Source organism: Pedobacter sp. 01N310 (assembly GCF_056399805.1).
This window is the reverse complement of the sequence record NZ_JBFTSB010000002.1, coordinates 411,445-434,866: the sequence shown is the minus strand read 5'-3', so window position 1 is coordinate 434,866 and position 23,422 is coordinate 411,445. Positions and strand designations below refer to the sequence as shown.

Genomic DNA, 23,422 nt, shown 5'->3' with positions numbered 1-23,422 from the left:
AAGACACCGTGACAATTAGTTTTTTGCCCTGATGCACACGGATAAACACGGATTTTCTACTCTAGGCCGTGATCTGTGTCTCCACAGGCCGTCTAAATAACAACTTTATTATCCGTTAATAGATCCTGAAACAAATCCGATAGCTATCGGATCAGGAGGACGGCTCATCGTAAACCAATCAATTGATTCCTGCGTTTATAGCTACTGGCCCAAGTGAAATAAACCCGATGGAAGCGGTATACTTTTTGGCGGTCACCCTGAGCGGAGTCGAAGGGCAGCCAAAAAGATACAGCGCACAGCGGGACTACCAGAACCGATTGGCACAGGAACCTGCTTTTCAAAAAAAATGAGACTTAAAAATGAATGCATAGATTATTCTCCTAATCGATAGTCTGTATTTCCATTTGCGTTATTCGTTTATCAGCACGGACCAGAGATTAAAAAAGAAAGTAATTTTTCATATTTTAAAGATCCTTCGACTACGCTCAGGATGACAACTTATGTGAAATTGTCTGCTTAGCAATTCAATCCTATTTACCAACAGTCATTTACATGTTGAGTTTTAAACAAATCGGGTTCTTTAAGCTTATTTTGCATAATTTAGCAAATTCACTTTGCCTTAATACATGACTGATATTATTCACTTATTGCCTGATGCTGTTGCCAATCAAATTGCTGCCGGAGAAGTTGTTCAACGACCTGCTTCTGCGGTAAAAGAATTGCTCGAAAATTCGATAGATGCAGGTGCAGATAAAATTCAACTGGTAGTAAAAGATGCCGGTAAGGCATTGATTCAGATTATAGATAACGGCTGTGGGATGAGCGTTACCGATGCCAGAATGTGTTTCGAACGCCATGCCACTTCGAAGGTAAAAAAAGCCGAAGATTTATTTGCCATCCGTACCATGGGTTTCCGTGGTGAGGCCATGGCTTCTATTGCGGCAATTTCGCAGGTAGAAATGAAAACCCGCAGGCATGAGGATGAAATCGGCACCTGTATCTCCATCGAAGGTGCACAGGTAACCAACCAGGAGCCCGTTGCCACCTCACCTGGGACACAGATTTCGATTAAAAATTTATTTTTCAATACGCCTGCCAGAAGGAATTTCCTTAAAAGTAATCCGGTAGAAATGCGCCATATTCTGGATGAATTTCAACGTGTAGCATTGGCGCACCCTGCTGTATTTTTTAGTCTGCACCATGATGGCACCGAGATTTTTAACCTGCCAAAAGGCAATTTAAAACAACGTATTGTCCACCTTTTTGGCAACAACTATAACGAACGCTTGGTTCCTGTTGAAGAGGAAACGACCATTATTAACTTAAAAGGCTATATCGGCAAACCTGCTTTTGCAAAGAAAACCAGGGGCGAACAGTTCTTTTTTGTGAATAACCGTTTCATTAAAGATCCGTATTTAAACCACGCGGTAAGTTCGGCTTTCGAAGATTTATTACCAGACGATAGTTATCCGCTGTATGTACTGTTTATAGAGATCGATCCATCAAAAATTGATGTAAACGTTCATCCCACTAAAACAGAGATTAAATATCTGGATGAAAAATCCATTTATGCAATCATGAAATCGGCAGTAAAACGTTCAATTGGCCGTTATAACATTTCGCCGACTTTAGATTTCGATCAGGAAACAGGTTTTAGCAATATGATTACCCATAAAGCGGTTGAAGATATTGTTCCACCAAGCATTAATTTCAATCCTGATTTTAATCCATTTGCCATCGATAGCAGTTCTACATCGGGTTACGCTTCATCACCAAGAAATTATGAAGCCAAACCGAGTGCTAAAAACTGGGGTTCGCTTTACGAAATAACTGAACAGCCAATTGTAGAACAAACCTCTATTTATGCTGACGAAACGGTTTTAGAAACCAAGCAAAAGCAGTACATGCAATTGCACAACCGTTATATTGTTTCGCAGATTAAGTCGGGATTGATGGTGATCGATCAACAAATGGCACATGAGCGAATCCTTTACGAGCGTTTTCTCGTACATCTGGATGACCGCAAAGGTGCATCGCAGCAGAGTTTATTTCCGCAAACCATTACACTTAACGCCAACGATTTTGAACTGGCCAAAAGTTTACTGGATGATATAAAAAGTTTGGGCTTCGATGTACGCGAATTTGGAAAAAATACGTTGGTAGTAGAAGGCGTTCCGGTTGATCTGGGCAGCAGCAATATTAACGAAACGCAATTATTTGAACAGTTGATTGAGGGCTTTAAAAACTCGCAGCAGGAACTAAAATTAAGCAAACGCGATAGCCTGGCCAGAAGTTTAGCAAAAAACAGCGCTATAAAAGCCGGAACAAGTCTTGGTCAGGAGGAAATGAATACTTTGATTGATGAGCTTTTTGCCTGTAAAACACCTAACTTTAGCGTGAGTGGCAAACCGATTATCCAAACCATTACTTTGGCAGAGTTGGATAAGAAGTTTGAGAAATAGACTAAAGACCAAAGCTAAAAGACTAAAGCAAAACTTAGATGTTCTTAGATGTCTAAGGTGGTAAAAAAGTTTGGGGTTTGGAGCTGAGCGTTTAGCGTCGATTAACCGATTTAAACAATTTACCCGGTTCAGCGTTTGGAGTTAGGCGTTTAGCGTCGATTAAGCAGTTTAAACAATTAACCGATTTTTAAAATTAAATGAATAACATATATATTCCACCGGTAGTAAAAAACCTACTGATAATTAACATCTTATTTTTTGTAGCGAGTTACCTATTAACAACACTCCACCTTGATGATCGGCTAGCAGTATATTATTTTGATTCTCCGAAGTTTGAGATATGGCAGCCGATTAGCTACATGTTTATGCATGGCGGTATAGCACACATCTTTTTTAATATGTTTGCATTGTATTCTTTTGGAAGTTTGCTAGAATCAAGATGGGGAGCTAAAAAATTCATTATTTTTTATTTTATTACCGGATTAGGTGCGCTTGCATTGCAGTGGGCCGTACAGGCTTACGAAGTACATCAGATTATAGGTAGTGCCACCAATAACGGAAAAATAAACCTTACCGCATTATTTCAGGGGGAGTTCAACACAAGCCAACTTTCTATGGCACAAGCGGTTACACTACGAAGCATCTATTTTGGAGGTATGGTAGGAGCCTCGGGTGCTATATTTGGTTTATTGGTTGCCTTTGGCATGCTTTATCCAAATGCCGAATTACTGATTATGTTTATTCCGGTTCCGGTGAAAGCAAAATATATTATACCAATTTATATTTTAGTAGAGTTATCTTTGGGTGTTGCCCAGTTTGAAGGCGATTCTGTTGCCCATTATGCTCACCTTGGTGGTGCCTTAATCGGCTTTATACTGGTTAAAATATGGAAAGACAAAAACGATACATTTTATACACTCTATGAATAATACTTTCAAAGATTTAAAATACAAGGTTTTTCAATCGGGCAATCCATTGTTCTTTTACATTGGGATTAATGTGATGCTGTTTTTAGTCACCGCCATCATTGGTGTAATTGTTTTTTTAGGTCGTATCCCTATCGATTTTGATTTATGGCTTAGAGAATATGTTGGCTTACCAGCAAGTATTTCCAAATTGCCTGAACGTTTTTACACCATATTTACTTACATGTTTTTTCATGACGGGGTTCTTCATATCCTATTCAATATGCTCGGCTTATTTTGGTTCGGCAACATATTCATGAATTTTCTAAAAAGCAGACAATTTCATTTTGTTTACTTGGCCGGTGGTTTATTTGGCGGCTTATTTGCCATAGCCATATTAAATATATTTCCAGTTTATTCTGGCGGATTAGCAGGGGTAACCATTGTAGGAGCATCTGCGGCCGTAATGGCCATTATTTTCGCTGCCGCAACACTGGTACCGAATTACACCATCATGTTGCTTTTCTTTGGCGAGGTTAAAATTAAATGGATTGCCATTATTTATTTTGTACTCGATTTTATTGCCATCGGATCAGTAAATGCCGGCGGAAGTTTAGCGCACATTGGTGGCGCACTTTTAGGTTTCACTTTTATTAAAAGTTTGCAGCGTGGAAGAGATTGGAGCAAGCTGTTCGAACGCAAACCGAAATTAAAGGTAGTTCGGAATGAAAAACCGGTTAAAAAACCCGAATTTAAAGGCGGCGTTTCACAGCAGGAAATAGATGCCATTTTAGATAAGATATCAACCTCAGGATACGATAAATTAACAGCAGTAGAAAAAGAAAAACTATTTAAGGCAAGTAAAGATTAATGGCCACAAAAAAGAAGAATTATAGTTTAGTGGATAAACTCCTTTTGCCCATTGCCGTTGTATTGGCAATTGCATTGCTATTGGGGGTTCTTGCCGGAAATATGGATCCAAGAAAACATGCCATTATTGCTTTTTTCGGTCTCGCCTATCCCTTTGTCCTATTCGCTAATATTATCTTCTTGGTGTGGTGGTTTTTAAGCAAAAAATGGATTTTTGCAATTGCCACCGTTCTGGTTATCGCACTAGGTGCTAAAACTTTAAAAGCAACCTTCGCCATTGGTGGCGATGAAGGTGGCACTGAAAAAGCAGACAATAGCATCAGGATGATGACCTACAATGTACACAGCTTTAAACTATACGGCGAAGACAATACCGAATCGGTAAAAGAAAAAATGCTTCAGGTGGTGAAAGATCAAAATCCTGATATCATCTGTTTCCAGGAGTTTTTTACCCGTTACAAAGGCGCTTTTGATACGGTTGATAGCTTGAAGGTACTACTAAATACAAAATACTACTACTTCTTACCCACCAATAAAAACGATTACGAAGCTACTGGCTTAGCCATATTTTCTAAATTCCCGATCAAGGATTCTGGTAAAATCCCTTTTGTTGAAGGTTTCCCTGGCAACATGAGTATTTATACCGATTTAAACATCAAAGGAAAAACCTTAAGGGTTTACAATGTGCACTTCCAATCTATTTCTTTCGAAAAGCAGGATTACGAATACTTGGATAAGGTAAAAGAAATGAATACCGAACTGCAGCCATCTAAACGGATTTTAAGAATGCTGAAAAGTGCCTTTTTGAAACGTAGCGGTCAGGTTGATATTATGAAAAAGGAAATGGCAACCTGTAAAACGCCTTACCTTATTGCCGGCGATTTTAACGATACCCCGGCGTCTTATGTAGTTACCCAGATTACCTCCGGATTAAACAATAGTTTTATTAAAAAGGGTAACGGTTTTGGCAAAACCTATAATGGTAAGTTCCCTAATTTTCAGATCGATTATATTGCCACTTCTAAGGAACTTGAGGTGTTAAATTACAAAATTACCCAGGCCAAGTTATCCGATCACTTTCCGGTGCGCAGCGATTTAAGGTTTGTACCTTAATTTCTTTTAAGATTTAATATTCCGTTGACTGAAGTCAACGGCCAAAACTAAGGCTCTTCTTTGACGTTGACTTGGATATAAACAAGAATTATGGCGATTGCTTATAACTGATCATTCCTTATTGGAGTGCAAGTCCTGTATAAAACAATAAGTTTCTTCCCGCCTTACGCTTTTACGCTTCGCTGCCTCGTACCTCGTTGCTGCAGGGTAGCGCTCAATGTCATTAAGTTAAGTACTATGCCGTTGTCAGTCTGAGCTTGTCGAAGACCTTTCTATAGTCGAAAACGAAAAAACATTTGTCCTTCGACAGGCTCAGGATGACAATGTTTTTTGTTTTCTCCTTAACTTAATGACATTGGGGTAACGCTTTAACCAGGGCTAAGTGGCCAAAACAGTTTTTCATTTTGGGGGTTGCAGGGCGCACAAACCCTTGTTCCTAAACCCGATTGCAGCGAACATACCGATCCTTCATCGGTATAAAGCGCAAAGCGGGGCCGAAAACCTCCAAGAACCACAAGCCTTTCATTTTCTAATTTTAATAAAGCTCTTTTCCATTTCGGTCGGTGAGACACCAATCCTGTTTCTTTATTTCGCATCTTATTCCGTTGACTGAAGTCAACGGCTAAGCCTCCTCTTTACCGCTGGCTTCAGCCAACGGAGCCCAAACAAAAATTTTTCTTACCATACATCAACAATAGGTTTGTTCCTTATCTCCATATTTGCTTCATAAAATTTAAAAAAAATCTTCAAAAATATGAGCTTAATAGATGCCCTAAACTGGCGTTATGCCGTTAAGAAAATGAACGGTCAACCTGTTGAACAAGAAAAGGTTGATAAAATTATTGCTGCAGCACACTTGGCACCAACATCATCTGGTTTACAGCCATTTAAAGTGATTGTGGTAACCAACCAGGAGTTAAAAGAGAAAATCGCACCGATTGCTTATAACCAATCGCAGGTTATCGATTCTTCTCACCTATTGATTTTCGCAGCCAACGAGAACTATACTGAAGAAGGTATTGATGCCGTTTTTAGCAGAATGAACGCTGAACGTGGCTTACCAGAAAGTGGAACTGATGCTTACAAAGCACAATTAAAAGGCATGGTATTATCCAGAACTGCTGAAGAAAACTTTAACCATGCAGCCCGTCAAGCTTATATCGGTTTCGGCATTGCCATTGCAGAAGCAGCTTTGTTAAAAGTAGATGCCACACCAATGGAAGGCTTTAATGGCCCTGCTTTAGATGAACTTTTAGGTTTAGATAAAAAAGGCTTAAAAAGTGTTACCCTATTGCCATTAGGAAACAGGGATGAAGCTGGCGATTGGTTGGTAAACCTTAAAAAAGTACGTTCACCTAAAGAAGAATTTTTGATCGAGTTTAAATAACAGGCAAACAACACTATATTTAAAACGGGCCGCTATTTAGCGGCTTGTTTTGTTTTAGAATAGTTAGTTTGGCGCTGGGAGTTTGGCGTTTGGAGTCGATTAACCGATTTAAACAATTAACCGGTTAACCTAAAAAGTACTCACATATTAGATCCTGAAACAAGTTCAGGAGGACGGTATACGGGGAATGAACCAGTGAACTAATGACCAATGAACTTAAATCTTTTGTAAAAAAATGTTAAACATCATCACATTTTATGTGCTCTATTTATAATTGGATATATTTACGGGCTTAGCATTTAATATCCAATACATGAAGATTTTTAGATTATCGTTTATAATACTGTCACTTCTATCAGCACTAAGTTTTTCTTCGTCGGCACAAACCGACACCATTAGCATAAACAGCATCATTACCAAAACGAATAAGGTATTGAGCGATTATCCTGCAGAAAAAATTTATCTTCATTTCGATAAACCCTATTACGCCGTTGCCGATACGGTTTGGTTTAAAGCATATGTTACCGAAAACCAGAATTTCTTATCTGCAATTAGTAAGATCATTTATGTTGATGTGATCAATCAGAAAGATTCGCTTATCCAAACCCTAAAACTACCCATTACCGGTGGTTTTGCTTACGGCAGTTTCCCCTTAGATCAGATTAATTATAAACAAGGTAACTACCATATCAGGGCTTATACTTTGTGGATGCTAAACAGTGAAGATCCTGCTTATTTTAACAAGACTTTTTATGTAGGGGAAGCCATTGACAAGGAAGTGAAAACCCATATCACTTATAAAAATACCTCTACTGATAAGTTAGAAAAAATTGATGCACGCGTACAATTTAAAGATGCCAATAATAAACCTTATGCCAATAAAAATGTAAGCTGGCAAGTGGTTACCAGTTATACCGTTATTGCCAAAGGAAGGGGCACAACAGATGCCAATGGCTTTTTAACAATAGCCATGAGCAATGCACAAAAGGCAGAATATCAATTACAAAAAGGCGAACTGATTACCAGCATCAATACAACTGATAAAGATGTGGCAAGCAGTAGCTTTCAACTTAAAAACGCTATCGTAAGCAAAGATTTTCAATTTTTCCCTGAAGGTGGAAGTTTAATTGCCGGCTTAACCAACAAGGTAGCCTTTAAAGCCATTAAAAGTGATGGTTTGGGCATTAACGCTAAAGGCACAGTAACGGATAACGATGGCAAAACTGTTACTACTTTTACCGCTCAGCATTTAGGAATGGGCAGTTTCAACTTATTGGCCGAAGCTGGAAAAACCTACAAAGCGACAGTTACTTATGCTGATGGCACTACTCAAAATTATAATTTGCCTGCAGTGGCAGCAAATGGTGTTGCCATAAATATAGATAATAGCAGCGCCGATAATGTGGCCATAAAAATTGCAGCCAATGATGCTTTCTTTGAGCAAAACCAAGGCAAAAAGCTTTATTTAATTGCGCAGAGCAAAGGCGTGATCTGCTATGGTGCACAAACAGCATTATCAAACAAAGAATACAATACGACCGTACTTAAATCTAAATTCCCGAATGGAATTGCACAGTTTACCTTATTTAATGAATTTGGTAAACCCTTAAGCGAACGCTTGGTTTTTGTTCAGCATAAAAATACCATGGCCGTAACTTTAACCAGTGCTGCAACTACTTACGGAATCAAGAAAAAGGTTAAAATAAATGTGGCGGCTAAAAAAGACGGCGCCCCTGTAGAAGGTAGCTTCTCGGTAGCTGTTGTAGATGAGTCGAAGGTTCCATCAAGTGAGGACGCAACCAGTACGATATTAACAGGGCTATTATTAAGCAGCGATGTTAAGGGTTATATCGAAAAAGCAAATTATTACTTTAATGCACCCGATGCGAAGAAAAACGCAGATTTAGATGTATTGTTACTTACCCAGGGCTACCGCAGTTTCAAATACACTGATATTATTGCCAATAAATTACCTAAAATTGATTTCTTACCCGAACAAGGCATCGAAATTTCGGGTATTTTACGCCAGAATAACGGTATTCCGGTTAGAAAAGGATCGTTGTTATTAACCATTCCCGATAAACGTTTTAATTTAGAAGCTACCACAGATCCTGTTGGGAATTTTAAATTCCAAAACCTGATGTTTAACGATTCATCTAAAGTTACCATTACCGCTAAGTACAACATGAACTATAAAAACATGACATTAAGCTTAAACGGTGCACCTGTTCCTTCTTTAACGAGAAACTTTAGTGCTGCTGAAGAGGTTTTAAACATCGATAGTGCTTTAACCAGCTACCTGGATAACAGCAAAAGACAATATGCTTATTTACACACTTTAAAAGATGTAAACATTAAAGCAGCTGTTGTTCCAAAAGTAAGCCATAAAGATTATCCGGCATTAAGCGGGCTTAGCCAAATGGCCGACCATGAAGTGAGTGGAGATAGATTAAAAGGTTGTGGTTTACTGATTAACTGTTTACAGGGCATGTTGGCTGGTGTTACTTTTGCAGATAACAATTTCTACGTGAGCAGAGATTATAACCAGGGCAAAAAAATCCCGATGGGTATCTTTATCAATGGCATGAATGTGGATGTAAACCAGATCAATACGCTTGATGCCAACCAGATCGAATCAGTTGAGGTATTTTTAAGAGATGAATTAGGCTTGGTAAACCGGGCAAACAATGTAAATGGGGTTATTGTATTCAATCAAAAGAAAGCACCTAAAGGCACTAAAATATCTAAAGCGCAGCTGATGGATATGCTACCCAAATACTACGAACTTACTTTCTCACCACAGGGTTACAACAAAGAAAAACAGTTCTATTCTCCAAAATACGATGTTCCTGCAAGCATGAACCGCAATGATTTAAGAACTACCATTTACTGGAACCCTAAAGTGGTAACCGATGCTACGGGCAATACTTCTTTCGAATATTACAATGCAGATGGCAAAGGCCAGTATAAAGTAATTATCGAGGGTATAGATGCTAACGGAAATTTAGGAAGATCGGTATTTAAGTACACCGTAAAATAGATTAGTGTAGGCAGTCCAATGGTTGATAGTCCATAGCCAATAGCTAACAGACTATCAACCATTTTAGATTTGAGTAGTTAAGGGATCATGGCCATCAGACTATAAACCATTAACTATTAACCCAACAGAAAATTTTCATTCTCCTCTTATACCTCAAACGGCAACTTCTCTCCTTTTAAACCAGCCAGAACATTTTTAACAATAATCCGTGCCATGGCCGCTCGGGTTTCTTCGGTAGCTGAGCCGATATGTGGCAAAACAGCAACACTTTCCATTGATAGCAAAGGATTATCTTTATCCATTGGCTCCGGATTGGTTACATCTAAACCTGCTCCCCAAATGATTTTTTCTTCGAGCGCCTGGATCAAATCTTTTTCATTTTGAATACCACCTCTGGCCGTGTTAATAAAAATCGAATTGGGTTTCATCTGTTTAAAAACATCAAGCGTAAATTTACTCTTAGTTTCGGGCGTTAGCGCAGTATGTACAGATAATACATCACTTTGTGTCAAAAGCTCTTTGAACGAAACATATTTGGCTCCGATTTCTTTTTCAGCTTCTTCGTTACGCGATCTGTTGTGATAAATTACCTCCATTTGGTAGGCAGCCTTACATTTTTTGGCCATCTCTAATCCAATTTTCCCCAGGCCAAAAACACCGAGCGTTTTGCCATTTACCTCAATTCCGAGTTCGGGTGATGGCTCATAGTTTTTCCATTCGCCTTTAATGATTTTTTTGTGCGAGAAAAAGGCCTTTCGCGATACGGCTAGCATCAATAAAAAAGCAGTGTCGGCAGTTGCGCCGCTCAAAACACCAGGCGTATTTCCGATTGGAATATTTAATTTTTTGGCGGCAGCTACATCTACCTGATCGTAACCTACAGAATGTAAAGCAATAACCTTTAAATGGCTACAGGCCTTTAAAAATTGGGCATTAATCTTATTTGGCCCGACGCTGATCAAGGCATCCTGGCCTTGACAGGCTTCAATCAGTTCTTCGGCTGTAATCTGTCGGTTTTCTTTCCATTGGATAATCGAAATATTATTTTCTTCCAGTTCTTTTATGCCAACTGAAGCAATGTTGCCACTTATAAATACTTTCATGTTTTATTTAACATTAAAAATTCTAAGGTGTTTTGGATAATACCAATTGACTTATTTATGGGTACTATTTCACAGTTGCTGATAACATCTGGTAAGTATTGGCACTAAAATAGCCCAATGCCTGGTTAGAGATATTAGAAGTTGGATTAGCCGGAGTTGTACCCTGGTTTGGCCCCCGGTTCGATTGCTGACTTAAAGCATACCAATAATCGAAAATATTGGAATCGATACACTCCATTTCTATTTTAATCTTGTCGTTCGAATTCAACTCATCACTGTCGTGGTCGTTAGTAGGTGGTTTAAAAAATAGCTGAATCCTTAAATCGTTCCCATTTGTTAAACGATCGTTATTTACATAAAAACGTTCTGATAAAATATCATTTACATAAAGGTTAAAATGGTAAAAATTGGTTTCGTTGACCGGGTCTTTTAAAAATACAGCAGCAGTTTTGCGTTCGCGACCAAAGAAAAAGTTTTTAATCACCCCTATCGAATCCATTTTAACCACATTGGGCATTTTTGAGCTGGCGGTGTAGGTTTGTCCTTCGGCAGTAACATTTAAATTATACGTAACACCTGGCACGCCCTTCATTTTATTGATATAAGTTCCTGGTGTTGTGCCTTCTTTAAAAACATAAGTATTTCCCTTATTATCGGTTACAGTTACGCTTGCTCCCGAAACTTTCGGAAAAATATTGGCTTCGGTATAACCGATGGTTTTGCTGATCTTAATCTGCTGATCGATCAGCGAATCGTTAATTACACCTTCAATTACCAGTTGAGGATCGGCATTTTCGGTTTCAATTTGAATAATTTTCTTGCAGCCTGTAAAACAGAAAGTAAACAGCGAAAAGTATATAATCAGTTTTTTCATGCTTTTAAAATTTAAAGTTCCAGGTAATTGAAGGGATAAGACCGAACAGCGAAGTTTGCTGGGCAGCAGTTTTGCCTGGATGATCAGGATCAGTAATAAATTCAATGGCATAAGGATTTTTCCGGGCCAATAAATTATAGATTCCAAAATTCCAGCTCGATTGATATTTCTTCCTCACTTTCCCCTCTAAAGTTGCACTTACATCCCAACGCATATTATAAGGCATTCGGCCTGCATTTCTTTGCGTATAATAATAAGCAGCCTGGCCACCTATAGTATATTTCCCTGCCGGATACGTAACGGCATTACCAGTGCTGTAAATAAAGCTCGATGAGAATGTCCACCGCTTGGTCATGTTGTAAATACCCACTAACGAAATATCATGCGTACGATCTTGCCGTGCGGGAAAATATTTACCATTATTGAGTTCTGTAAATTTACGTTCAGTACGCGATAAGGTATATCCCACCCAACCGTTCAGCTTACCAAATTTCTTTTTAAAAAATAGCTCCATTCCATAAGCCCTGCCTACTCCATATAAAAGTTCTGATTCTACATTTGAGTTAGCCAATAATTCGGCCGCATTTTTATAGTCGATCTGATTCTGGAGCCACTTATAATAAATTTCTCCCGAGAGTTCGTAATTGTTGTCCTGAATATTTTTGAAATACCCCAAAGCCACCTGATCGGCAATTTCGGGTTTAATATTGGTACTGCTCAATACATACTGATCGGTTGGTGAGCTGGAAGTAGCGTTGGTTAAAATATGGACGTTCTGGGTATTCCGGTTATAAGAAGCCTTGATCGAATTTTCTTCATTAAACAGATAGCTCACCGAAAAACGTGGCTCCAGGTTAAAGTAGTTTTTATGAAATTTCCCCTTGGCTACATTTTCTGTCGACAGGGTATTCCCATCAGCATCATAGGTACTAAAATTACCGGGGCCCATTAAAGAAAAAGCAGCCAAACGTATACCATATAAAAAGTTTAAATGTTCGTTTACGGCCCATTCGTCAGAAATGTAAGCTGCTGATTCTATGCCATAACGCCTTTCCTGCGTAAGCGAATTTACCTGCGATGCTTCATCGCTATCAATATCAATCGGCGAAATACGGTGCTGTGTGGCATTGATACCAAAACGAAGTGTATGCTTGTTGCTGAAATACTGAAAATCTTCTTTAAAGTTAAAATCCCGAACCAGTGAGGTTGCTTTAAAGTTGGTCGCATCATTTAATAAGCGAACGGTATAATTATAGTTGTTGTAAATTAACGAGGTATTCGAAAACAAACGGTCGCTAAAAATATGGTTTAACCGGATGGTGGTGGTTACATTGCCCCAGTTGTTTTCGAACAGGTCTTTAACGCCGATATTATCCTTGCCAAAATAGCCTGAAATATAAATGGTATTTTTATCATTGATCTTATAATTTGCCTTTGCATTAATATCATAAAAATTTAAGGTACTCCCATTTACAGTCGAATCGGGCGAAGACCTTAAAAACAGATCGATATACGTTCTGCGGAAACTCACCATAAAAGAACCCCTGTCTTTTACAATCGGTCCTTCTGCTTTTACACGCGAGGCAATCAATCCGATCCCACCCTGGAATTTAAATTCCTTATTGTTCCCATCGTCCATTTTAACATCTAAAACCGACGATAAACGACCGCCATACTGAGCAGGCATACCACCTTTGTATAAACTTACATCCTTAATTGCATCAGCATTAAAAGTGGAGAAAAAGCCAAGCAAATGAGAGGAGTTATATACCACCGCTTCATCCAGAATAATTAAATTCTGATCGGCAGCACCACCGCGCACATAGAAACCTGTATTCCCCTCACCACCCGATTTTACGCCTGGTAACAGCTGGATGGTTTTTAAGATATCCTTTTCACCAAGCAGTACAGGTATAGAATTAAGCGATTTCATATCGATCCTTTCCAAACCCATTTGCGCACTTTTAACGTTTTCGTTTTTACGGTTATTGGCACTTACAGTTACTTCATCCAAATCGTTTGCACTTTTTAATTCTTCGTTCAGCTTGGTATCTTTAGTTAAATTGATGGTTTTAACAATGGATGCATAACCCGTATAACTTACGGCCACAGTATAGGTACCTTCGGACTGTGTTAAAGCAAAATAACCATAATTATTGGTTAGGGTTGCTGCGGTAGAAGCTCCAGTAATCCTTACTGTAGCGCCGATTAAAGTTTCGCCTGTGCCTGCATCGCGGATGGTACCGCTAAGGGTAAATTTCTTTTGAGCAAAAATAGAGGTTGAGAGAAAAAGGAGGAGGAATAAAGTTAAGTAGTGTTTTATGAGCATATTGGCTACTATCTAATTTTTTAAGGTGGAAACCAAATGTACGAAATCCAAGTCCTATTAATGGATAGTGGGGAATTTCTTAATACAAGTTTGGGTTTTACTTATTAATAACGGGATAAATGGCAATATGGTGTGAGCGTAACCGGTATGGGCTCAAATGATCTTTACCCGCCTGTTGAAAGGTGATCAGTTTTGAAGATTCTTTAGGCATATGGCAGTCGATACAATTGGTACTGAGCGATCCTTTAGCTAAAGTGGCTTTGCTATGATTGGTGCTTTTGTGGCAATTGATACACCGCTGAGAATAGAGGCTTAAATTCCCTTTAATATTTTCGTGTGTATTGTGGCAGGATTGGCAAGTCATGGTTTCACTTTTCCGATAACAATTACTGCCCTCTAGCATGGCACTTTGGTTACCGTGTACATCAATATTACCACCACCAAAACCTGTAAAATCCTGCGAATAATAAGCCTCTAAATCGTCGCCGGGCTGGAAGCCGAATACAGATCGCTGTGCCACCAAAGTATTGCCCGAATGACAAACAGCGCAAACATCCATCTTTTGTTTTCGGGTAAGTGTTTTATACAATGTGATAAATTTTGCTGTCTTTTCTTCAGGGTTCTCCATATGAAAAACAACATGCTGTTTACCTGGTCCGTGGCAACGTTCACAATCTATCCCATAAATAACAGCGCCTTTTTCCATTTCCTCAACTTTTGAAAAAGTAGATTTTTGTGTGATTTTAGTCGCTACATAGGATGCGTGGCACTCTAAACAACGGCTCGTTATCGCCCGATCATAATAAAAGCTTTCTTTTGGAAAACCAGGGCTGATGGCCCAATTCTTAATAGTAGCGAAGTAAGATAAAGGCAGTTCGTACATTTTCTTGCCTTGCCAATAGGTATAAGTATAGGCTTTTTCACCTGAACCAAACTGCATATCAAACTTTTGCGCACGTACAGCTTTGCCATTGTGATAAGCCACCTGAAATATACCGCTGTCTCTCTTTTCTATTACTACTTTTTGGGTTGCATCATATTGGAAACTATTCGAATCAGGGGCGAAAATTTTTAATAAAGTTGCATCTATCACGGGCTTAGAAGTTAAACCATGCGGACTATGTGCATAAGACTGCGATAAATCTTTATGGCATTTAACACAGGTAGCCGCTCCGGTATAAGCCTCGCCCCTTGCATCTGTGGGCAATTGATCGGTCACATTCATGCATCTCGAAAGAACAACAACCGCAATGGCAATTGCGCCCAAAATGAGTAGGATACGTTTTACGCCTTTCAAGATGATGTTTTGTTTTTATTTTACAAATTGAATATAACCAAAATTATAGCCCCCTGCATCTGTCAGCACCTTAATTTTTTGCTTGCCCGCCTTTAAAACAACGTTCTTTACCTCAAAGGTTGCAAACTTCTTATTATCTCCGGTATTTGGAACCGCAATATCTTTGGCTACGACTTTATTATCAATCACAATGGTCATTCTACCTGAAACATTATCTGCCGCAGCATTTATTTTTAAAGTGTAGGTTCCTTTTTGCGAAACATTTACGGTGTACTGTAACCACTCTCCTTTTTCAATATGGTTTACATAATACTTTTCGTATTGGGTAGAATCTTTTGCAATATCCACCCCATCATTCCGGTAAATCCGACCACGGTTACCTGCACTTCTTTTTCCTGTTGAGGTATGGTAATCGGCAGTATCGGTATCGAAATAAGCTTTGCCATTTTTACCTAAATCGTAATCTACAGCGTACACAATGCTTTTATCACTAATAAAACTGGGCTTAAACGGCTTGGTTTCATTACTAAAGGGCTGACGGATCATCGCATCTATCACATCCCTGTGAATAATCGTATTTTCTAATCTCGAATAAATAGCCAGTTCCATTAAACCGCTGTATACATTGCTATCTTTAGGTTTGTCTCCACCGTTATTGAAGTACTTTACCAGCGCATCGTAATTGGGGTTCGATTTAATTTCCATCGGATTATTCGCTCCTATTTTTTTCAATGGCCACCAAGCCCAGCCGATGTTATTTTTTTCTAAAAGTTGAATGGCATCAGTAAACCAAACATTAGAATTTTCTCCTGTTTCACCAAGCCAGACCGGAACATGCTGTTCATCTCTGGCTTTAATAATATGTGCTATTGACGTCTGATCATTATAATTCCAATATTTATGGTAACTCAACACCATATTTTTATCCCAAAGCGGGAAAATACCATTGTAATTATTGCCCCAGCCATTGCCTTCGATAATAATGATGTGTTTTTGATCAACCTCGCGGATAGCTTTGGTAATTTCGATCATTAATTTTCTTAATGGTGCATTCACCTTTTCCTTTGTTCCGTTTTTATCTTCTTCAGGGTTTGAGAAACCGTAGTTAGGTTCGTTCAAAATATCGTATGCACCAATATAAGGTTCATCTTTGTAACGTTCGGCCAGTTTTTTCCAGAGTGCAATGGTTTTCCCCTGATTGGCTTCACTATCCCATAAATAAGGTTTTGATGGATCGCGGTCGGCAATGTTTAAATCATTCCCTTGTCCACCAGGTGCAGCGTGCAAATCTAAAATCAGGTACATTTTATTAGCCTTACACCAGGCTAACAAGCTATCGGTTAAGGCAAAACCCTTTTCCAGCCAGGTATTTTTGCCTGCAACCGGCTCTTTATCTGCCGGCAGGGTGTATAAATTGTAGTGCATGGGTAAACGAATGGAATTAAAGCCCCAGCGTTTCAACGAATCGACATCAATTTTACGCATGTGGCTGGCCAGCCAGGCATCGTAAAACTCCTGGGTCTGTTTTGGCCCCATCAGTTCTTCTATCCGCTCGCGGATGCGGTATTGTTGTGCCTCGTTGTTAATTTTGAGCATATAACCCTCTTGTAACATCCAACCGCCTAAACCAAAGCCGCGGAGCAAAACATTCTCGCCTTTTGCGTTCACTATTTTTTTACCCTCGGCTTTTAAAAATCCTTGACTAAACCCTGTAAACGAAACAATGCTGAACAGAAAAATATATAAGATTGATTTTGTAAAAGACATAAAATAAGATTAGGTTTTAGATAATTACCAGATGTATGTGGCTACAGAGCCTTTATCGAGTGTTGCGACAAGTGTTTTGCCATTAAAGCTAACATTAAACTTAGCGGCATTTTTACCGTTATTGGCTACAATTAAAACATGTTTTCCACTAGGTGTTTTAAAGGCAACATTTGGCAGATCGGATAAATCGTTAGTAGCAATGCGAACAGCACCTGGACGAACAAATTTAGAAGCATGCGCAATGGAATAATAAGCCAGGTTTCTGCTATAAGAATCTTTATCAATGGTTACTGCGCCCTGGCACATCGAACAGCCACCTCTGTCGGTATAAGGCTTGTTTTCAGGATCGGCGGCTAAGTTCCATTCCAGCACATTTTTGCTCCAGTTTCTGGTAGCGCCGATAATCAAACGCCTAACCGGATTAACAATTTTAATATCCGCAGCATCTGGCTGCTCCACCACCATTTGCTCAGAAAAGTAAATATTCTTATCAGGATGGGCATTGTGCACATCAGTTAAGGCTTCAATCTTTCCTCCGTACAGATGAAAGGCAGATCCATCGATATATTTTCTGGCTTCCGGATCATCTAAAATGCTAATCGGGTAATCCGGGCGATCGGCATTATGATCATAAACAATAATTTTGGTCTTAATATTGGCTTTAGCAAAAGCAGGACCGAGAAATTTCTTTACAAAAAGGGCCTGATCTGGTGCAACCATAAGCAAGCTGGGATTATTGCCGGGGTGCAAAGGTTCATTCTGAACGGTAATCGCATCAATAGGAATCCCCTCTTTTTGCATTTCCTGTACATACCTTACAAAGTATTTAGCGTAAGCATCGTAATATTCGGGCTTTAGCATCCCACCACGGGCATCGTATGTAGTTTTCATCCATAAGGGAGGAGACCATGGCGAGCCCATAATTTTCAGTTTTGGGTTGATCGCCAGGATTTCCTTCATTACCGGAATCACATCTACTTTATCCAGACCCAGATCAAATTTAGCCTGTGTTAAATCGGTTTGTCCTTCGGGAAGGTCGTTGTAAGAAAATACTTTTTCGTTTAAATCGGAAGCGCCAATGCTCAGGCGGATGTAGCTCACCCCGATGTTGTTTCCATCAGTAGCAAACAACTCTTTCAATAAAGCCGCTCTGGCTGGTGCCGACATTTTCACAATGTGCTGTGCACTTCCACCTGTTAGGGCATAACCAAAGCCATCAATAGTTTGATAGGTTTCTTTGTTATTTACAGTAATGGTTGGCAGATTGTTTTTAGCTACATTAAAACTTAATTTACCTGCCTGTTTGCCGAATAAAACAGATCGATCGGCTTTGGTAAGCCAAACTTCAGGTTGGTTTTGAGCAATAACGGCAAGTGAAGAACAGGTAAAAATACAAACGATAAAAAGGCGAAGGAATTTGGTAGAAAGCATAGGGAAAAGATGAGCAGATTAAAAAAACAGGAAGAAAGATTTCGCTTTCTCCCTGTTAACAATTAAACATTAAGCGTGCATAGATGAGATGTTATTTTGAACCACCCCATTCTTTACTTTGAACTATTTTTGAATTTGCAAGCTCTCTTTCTGGTACAGGAAGAATTTCATTCTTTCCACCCACAAATCCCTTAAACGAAAGTTTCGATGCTGCCAATCCCCATCTCACTAAATCAAACCAGCGTTGTCCTTCGGCAGCAAGCTCAATACGTCTTTCTTTCATAATATTATCCATAGTAACCGCAACAGGGTTTAAGTTTACTCTTCCCCTTACTGCATTTAACATGGTATAAGCTTTGGTACCAACACCAACAGCAGCGCCACTTTTTAATAAAGCTTCGGCTTCCATTAAATAAGTATCGGCCAAACGGATTTCGTACATATTTTGACCGAAGTTTAATTCTAGTTGTCCAACTGCCGCTTTTGTAGAATTTCGGCCAGCAAATTTTTCAACAAAATAACCGGTATTGGCATTTGCATGCTTGTAAGAAACAATCCCAGCTTTTTCTAAACTATCTAAGTTTGCTACCGTCGGTTTATTTCTCGGATCGAAGTGGATCAGATCGAAAAACTCCTGTGTAAAAGGCATTACACTCCAGCCCGATACATAGTCTGGCGCCTGAGCTGCAATTTTAGGAACGTAATTCCGTGGTCCTACCAAAATCCCCATCACGTTTCCTTCGCCGCTGCCTACTGTTCCCCATGCCATGTTAGATGTGGTATTGTAGGCCAGTTCGAGTACCGACTCGGAATTGAATTTATTTTTAACATTCCATAAATCAGCAAAATTTGGAAGCAGTTTATAACCATAAGTACTCGCACCTGGAGCTGTACCATTTACAAGTGCAAATTCTGCTGCTGCCGGTGCCCATTTCTCTTGCCACAAATAAACTTTACCCAATACAGCATGAACTGCACCTTGACCAAGACGACCAGCTTCTCCTGTCGGGATTGTTGATGGAAGTGCTGTTAGTGAAGCGGTTAAATCGGCTTCAATCTGTTTATAAACATCAGCTGGAGGTGCCTGCACAACATTAAACAGATTGTCTTTATCAACAGGTTCTAACAATAACGGTACATTCTTAAAGATACGAACCAGATCAAAATAGAAAATTGCTCTTAAAGCTTTTGCCTCAGCGATATACCTATTTTTTAAGCCGGCATCCATACTAATGCCTTCAATTTTCTTTAACAGTACATTGGCCCGGTAAATACCTGTAAAACCCTTGCCCCATAAGTAACTTGGCGCACCAGATAAAGACGTTACGGTATAGTTGTTCATTGCCTGAAGGTCCCCTAAATCTGAAGGGGAATCTCCACCTGCATAATGATCGTCAGAGCCCGAAGCAAAAATATTAAGCTTGGTTAAATAACCCGATGATTGATTGCCCAATTGATCGTAAACCGAAACCAAAGCATTAAATGCTTGCTGTTGATTTGCATAATAACTACTCTCCAAAACCCGTTCTCTAGGATTAACGTCCAATTGCTTTTGGCACGAAACCATTGCTTGAGCGGCCACCAATAAAGCCGCAAAGCATAAAATATTCTTTTTCATTTTTATTAAAAATTAAAATCCAACATTTAAACCAACCATAAATGAACGGGCCTGAGGATAAACACCTCTATCTACACCCAATACTGTTCCACCTATTTCCGGATCATAACCAGAATAATTGGTAATTGTCCAAAGGTTTTCACTCATTAAATAAACACGAAGCTTCTGTGCACCAATTTTCTGCGTAATTTTTGAAGGAAGATTGTAACCAATCTGAAGTGTTTTTAACCTAAAATAGTCGCCTTTTTCCAGGTATTTTTTCGAGAATTTTGTGTTGTTTCCGTTTGGATCTGTTTCTACAACCCTTGGTACAGTAGAAGAAGGATTACTTGGTGTCCAACGGTCTAAAATTGAACTTTGCCAGTTGGCATAAGTAACATCTAAACGTCTTAAGCCCTGAAAAATCATATTACCCGCAACACCATTACCAAACACCACCATATCAAAGCCTTTGTAGGCCAGGTTTACGGTAACACCATAAGTAAGCTTAGGTAGCGGACTGCCAATATAGGTTCTATCGCCAGCGGTAATAGATTCATTACCATCTAGATTGGCATATTTAATATCACCAGGCTTTGCTGTAGGTTGCAAAATAGTGCCGTTTGGTCCTTTATATGCATCAATTTCTGCCTGCGACTGAAATATACCCAGCATTTCGTAACCATAAAATTCGTTGAAAGATCTGCCTAAACCTGTTCTGGTAAAATTACCCATGGTTTGAAAGCTCTGTGCATTATCTTCAATAAAAGTTTTTCCTGGCAACAGCTTGGTCACCTTGTTTTTTAATGTCGATAGATTTGCATTAACGCCTAAGTTAAACTCGCCGATTTTCTTTTTATAGCCAACTTCGAACTCAAGACCTGTATTTTGCATGTCGCCAACATTTTCTGCTGCTCCACCTGCTGCCCCAACGTATAATGGGATATCAGGCGTTTGCAAAACACCAACGGTTTTCTTTTTATAATACTCGGCCGATAGATTAAAATTATTAAATAAGGTTAAGTCGAAGCCTATATTGGTTTGACGGGTTTCTTCCCATTTCAAATCAGGATTTGACAAGGCAGCCGGACTCCATCCAATAGTACTTATATCTGTAGTACCAAAAGTATAATTACGCCCGCTGTTCACCAACGCAACATACCTGAAATCGCCAATGGCATCGTTACCGGTAACACCATAGCCCCCACGGATTTTCAAGAAATTAATCACTTTATTTTCTTTCCAAAAGCCCTCTTTGGTTGGTACCCAACCTAGTGAGAACGATGGGAAGTAACCAAATCTGTTGTTGCTACCAAAACGCGAAGATCCATCACGACGGATAATACCTGTAAATAAATATTTCTCATCGTAATCATACGTTACCCTGGTAAACAACGAGTTAATGGTGTGCGCCGTACCATCGCTACCATCGCTGGTTCTATCACCCGCAATTGGTTTATAGTTCATATTGGCTTCGTAAAAGTTTGTCGCAATTACGTTGGCAAAGTTTACATTTATGCCACGATTATTATTATCCAGGTAATAGCCCTGACCTAATATGGCAAAAGCATGGTGTTTACCTATGTTTTTGGTATAACTTAAGGTATTTTCCCAGTTGTAGTTTAACACCGTGTTCATCTCCCTGTAAAACGATGCCTTATCATTCTTGGTTGACGAGGTTAAGTAAAAAAGAGGTGTAAAACGGTCCTCTCCATAAAATGCAACCTTTGTTCCAAGAGATGATCTGAATTTAAATTCCTGCGAAGGCTGAATCTCTGCAAATACGTTTCCAACAATATTATGATCCCAGGTATAATTTCCCAGTCTGGTTTGCATGTATGCCTGTGGGTTACTCATTTCTTGTCCAACCACACTCGACAATCCGTATGGAAAACCAGTGGCCGGATCTCTTAAAACATTTGGCAAGGTATACGGCGAGGCAGCAATAATAGCCGGATTGGTTTCAATTACAGGTGTAATAGGATCTAAATTGATAGCAGAACTTAAAGGTCCGCCAAATTCGCTATTGGTATTACCCAAACTGCTCGATACGGAGTGGCTATACCCCATATTCTCTCCAAAGGTTAACCATTTTACCGGTTTAAAAGTAGTATTTATACGAACGTTTGCCCTGTTCCATTGCGAAATCGGGCTTGCAACTATACCATCTTGGTCTATATAACCAAAGGATGTATAATAATTCGCTTTATCATTTCCGCCGGATACACTAAACTCATGTGTTTGTCTGCGCGCATCATTATTAAAGATTACCGATTGCCAGTCTGTGCCAACCCCAAAAGATGCAGGATTTGCATAAGGTGCAGCTTTCCCAGAATTAACGGCCGATTCATTTCTGATGATGGCATAATCTGTTGCATTCAACAAATCGAGTTTCTTAGCCGGAGCCGAGGTACCATAAAATGCATTGTAATTGATGTTTATCCCGCCTGCTTTTCCTTTTTTGGTTGAAATAATAATTACTCCATTTGCAGCCCGTGCACCATAAATGGCCTGCGATGCGGCATCTTTTAAAACCTCAATCGATTCGATATCAGATTGATTTAAATAACCGATACCACCATTATCAACAATAACCCCATCAACAACCCAAAGCGGATCGTTATTTCCCGACGATGCGAAAGAAGTGTATCCCCTTACTCTAACCGTAGAACTGGTACCCGGTTGCCCGTTTCCACTTGCAATAGTTAAACCAGATGTTCTACCTTGTAGCGACTGCTCAATTCTGTTAATCGGCATCGTTTCTAAATCTTTTGCCTTTACGCTAGAAATAGATCCGGTTACGACACTTTTCTTTTGTGTACCGTAACCTACCACTACAACTTCCGTTAAATCTTTCGAATCCGCTGCAAGCGAAACATTGATACGGCCGCCTACAGGAACGGTTACCGTTTGCGTTGCCATACCAATTAAACTGATAGTTAATTTACCGCCAACAGGTGCCTGAATGCTAAAAACACCATTGGCATCTGTAGATGCAGCTTTGGTAGTTCCATCAAGCTTAACCGTTACGCCAGGTAAAGGGGCACCATTTTGTTCTGTTACTTTTCCTGTAACCGGAATGTCTTGTGCCAATAAGGCCAGCGGAAATGCCATGATACAGTAAATGAAGAATACGAATGTAAATCTTCCTCTCATAGAAATTAGTTTTAAGTTAATATTTGGTTAGTTAATGACCGGGGCTTTTGGTAGCCCGTTTCATAAATCAAATCTATAACCGTGCAGTACA

General features: G+C 39.4%; 14 protein-coding genes. 6 read left to right on the top strand and 8 right to left on the bottom strand.

Annotated features, from left to right (window positions below):
• The first annotated feature begins 626 nt into the window (after positions 1-626).
• The 6 genes from mutL to AC1DNH_RS07305 all read left to right on the top strand — a co-directional run bounded on the left by mutL (position 627) and on the right by AC1DNH_RS07305 (position 9,777).
• Complete coding sequence (gene mutL / locus AC1DNH_RS07330; RefSeq protein WP_029279969.1) at positions 627-2,462, top strand: DNA mismatch repair endonuclease MutL; 1,836 nt, start codon at positions 627-629, stop codon at positions 2,460-2,462.
• A gap of 197 nt (positions 2,463-2,659) precedes the next feature.
• The gene (locus AC1DNH_RS07325; protein WP_477579117.1) at positions 2,660-3,391 is read left to right on the top strand and encodes a rhomboid family intramembrane serine protease; all 732 of its coding nucleotides are present in this window, start codon (positions 2,660-2,662) and stop codon (positions 3,389-3,391) included.
• Positions 3,384-4,238 carry a rhomboid family intramembrane serine protease gene (locus tag AC1DNH_RS07320; RefSeq protein ID WP_477579119.1) on the top strand — a complete coding sequence of 285 codons (855 nt, stop codon included), beginning with the start codon at positions 3,384-3,386 and terminating at the stop codon, positions 4,236-4,238. Before AC1DNH_RS07325 ends, AC1DNH_RS07320 begins: the two co-directional genes overlap by 8 nt.
• Positions 4,238-5,350: an endonuclease/exonuclease/phosphatase family protein gene (locus AC1DNH_RS07315; protein ID WP_477579121.1), complete on the top strand. Its 1,113-nt coding sequence runs from the start codon at positions 4,238-4,240 to the stop codon at positions 5,348-5,350. The genes AC1DNH_RS07320 and AC1DNH_RS07315 overlap by 1 nt, the downstream gene beginning before the upstream one ends.
• A 754-nt stretch (positions 5,351-6,104) precedes the next feature.
• Positions 6,105-6,737 carry a nitroreductase family protein gene (locus AC1DNH_RS07310; RefSeq protein ID WP_057932199.1) on the top strand — a complete coding sequence of 211 codons (633 nt, stop codon included), beginning with the start codon at positions 6,105-6,107 and terminating at the stop codon, positions 6,735-6,737.
• A gap of 313 nt (positions 6,738-7,050) precedes the next feature.
• On the top strand, positions 7,051-9,777 hold the full coding sequence (locus tag AC1DNH_RS07305; protein ID WP_477608565.1) for a carboxypeptidase regulatory-like domain-containing protein: 2,727 nt from the start codon (positions 7,051-7,053) through the stop codon (positions 9,775-9,777).
• A 146-nt stretch (positions 9,778-9,923) separates the two neighbouring features.
• Here AC1DNH_RS07305 and AC1DNH_RS07300 read toward each other — a convergent pair whose 3' ends face one another.
• The 8 genes from AC1DNH_RS07300 to AC1DNH_RS07265 all read right to left on the bottom strand — a co-directional run bounded on the left by AC1DNH_RS07300 (position 9,924) and on the right by AC1DNH_RS07265 (position 23,331).
• On the bottom strand, positions 9,924-10,880 hold the full coding sequence (locus tag AC1DNH_RS07300) for a 2-hydroxyacid dehydrogenase (RefSeq protein WP_477608567.1): 957 nt from the start codon (positions 10,878-10,880) through the stop codon (positions 9,924-9,926).
• 64 nt (positions 10,881-10,944) lie between these two features.
• Complete coding sequence (locus AC1DNH_RS07295) at positions 10,945-11,754, bottom strand: DUF4249 domain-containing protein (RefSeq protein WP_477584830.1); 810 nt, start codon at positions 11,752-11,754, stop codon at positions 10,945-10,947.
• Positions 11,755-11,758: 4 nt separating this feature from the next.
• Positions 11,759-14,083: a TonB-dependent receptor gene (locus tag AC1DNH_RS07290; protein WP_477625284.1), complete on the bottom strand. Its 2,325-nt coding sequence runs from the start codon at positions 14,081-14,083 to the stop codon at positions 11,759-11,761.
• 97 nt (positions 14,084-14,180) lie between these two features.
• On the bottom strand, positions 14,181-15,380 hold the full coding sequence (locus tag AC1DNH_RS07285) for a multiheme c-type cytochrome (protein ID WP_477584832.1): 1,200 nt from the start codon (positions 15,378-15,380) through the stop codon (positions 14,181-14,183).
• Between the two features lie 15 nt (positions 15,381-15,395).
• On the bottom strand, positions 15,396-17,147 hold the full coding sequence (locus tag AC1DNH_RS07280) for a cellulase family glycosylhydrolase (RefSeq protein WP_477625283.1): 1,752 nt from the start codon (positions 17,145-17,147) through the stop codon (positions 15,396-15,398).
• Between the two features lie 24 nt (positions 17,148-17,171).
• Positions 17,172-18,578 carry a glycoside hydrolase family 30 protein gene (locus AC1DNH_RS07275; protein ID WP_477585505.1) on the bottom strand — a complete coding sequence of 469 codons (1,407 nt, stop codon included), beginning with the start codon at positions 18,576-18,578 and terminating at the stop codon, positions 17,172-17,174.
• Positions 18,579-18,669: 91 nt separating this feature from the next.
• Positions 18,670-20,196 carry a RagB/SusD family nutrient uptake outer membrane protein gene (locus AC1DNH_RS07270; RefSeq protein WP_477607989.1) on the bottom strand — a complete coding sequence of 509 codons (1,527 nt, stop codon included), beginning with the start codon at positions 20,194-20,196 and terminating at the stop codon, positions 18,670-18,672.
• Between the two features lie 12 nt (positions 20,197-20,208).
• The gene (locus AC1DNH_RS07265; protein WP_477607987.1) at positions 20,209-23,331 is read right to left on the bottom strand and encodes a SusC/RagA family TonB-linked outer membrane protein; all 3,123 of its coding nucleotides are present in this window, start codon (positions 23,329-23,331) and stop codon (positions 20,209-20,211) included.
• Positions 23,332-23,422: the final 91 nt, after the last annotated feature.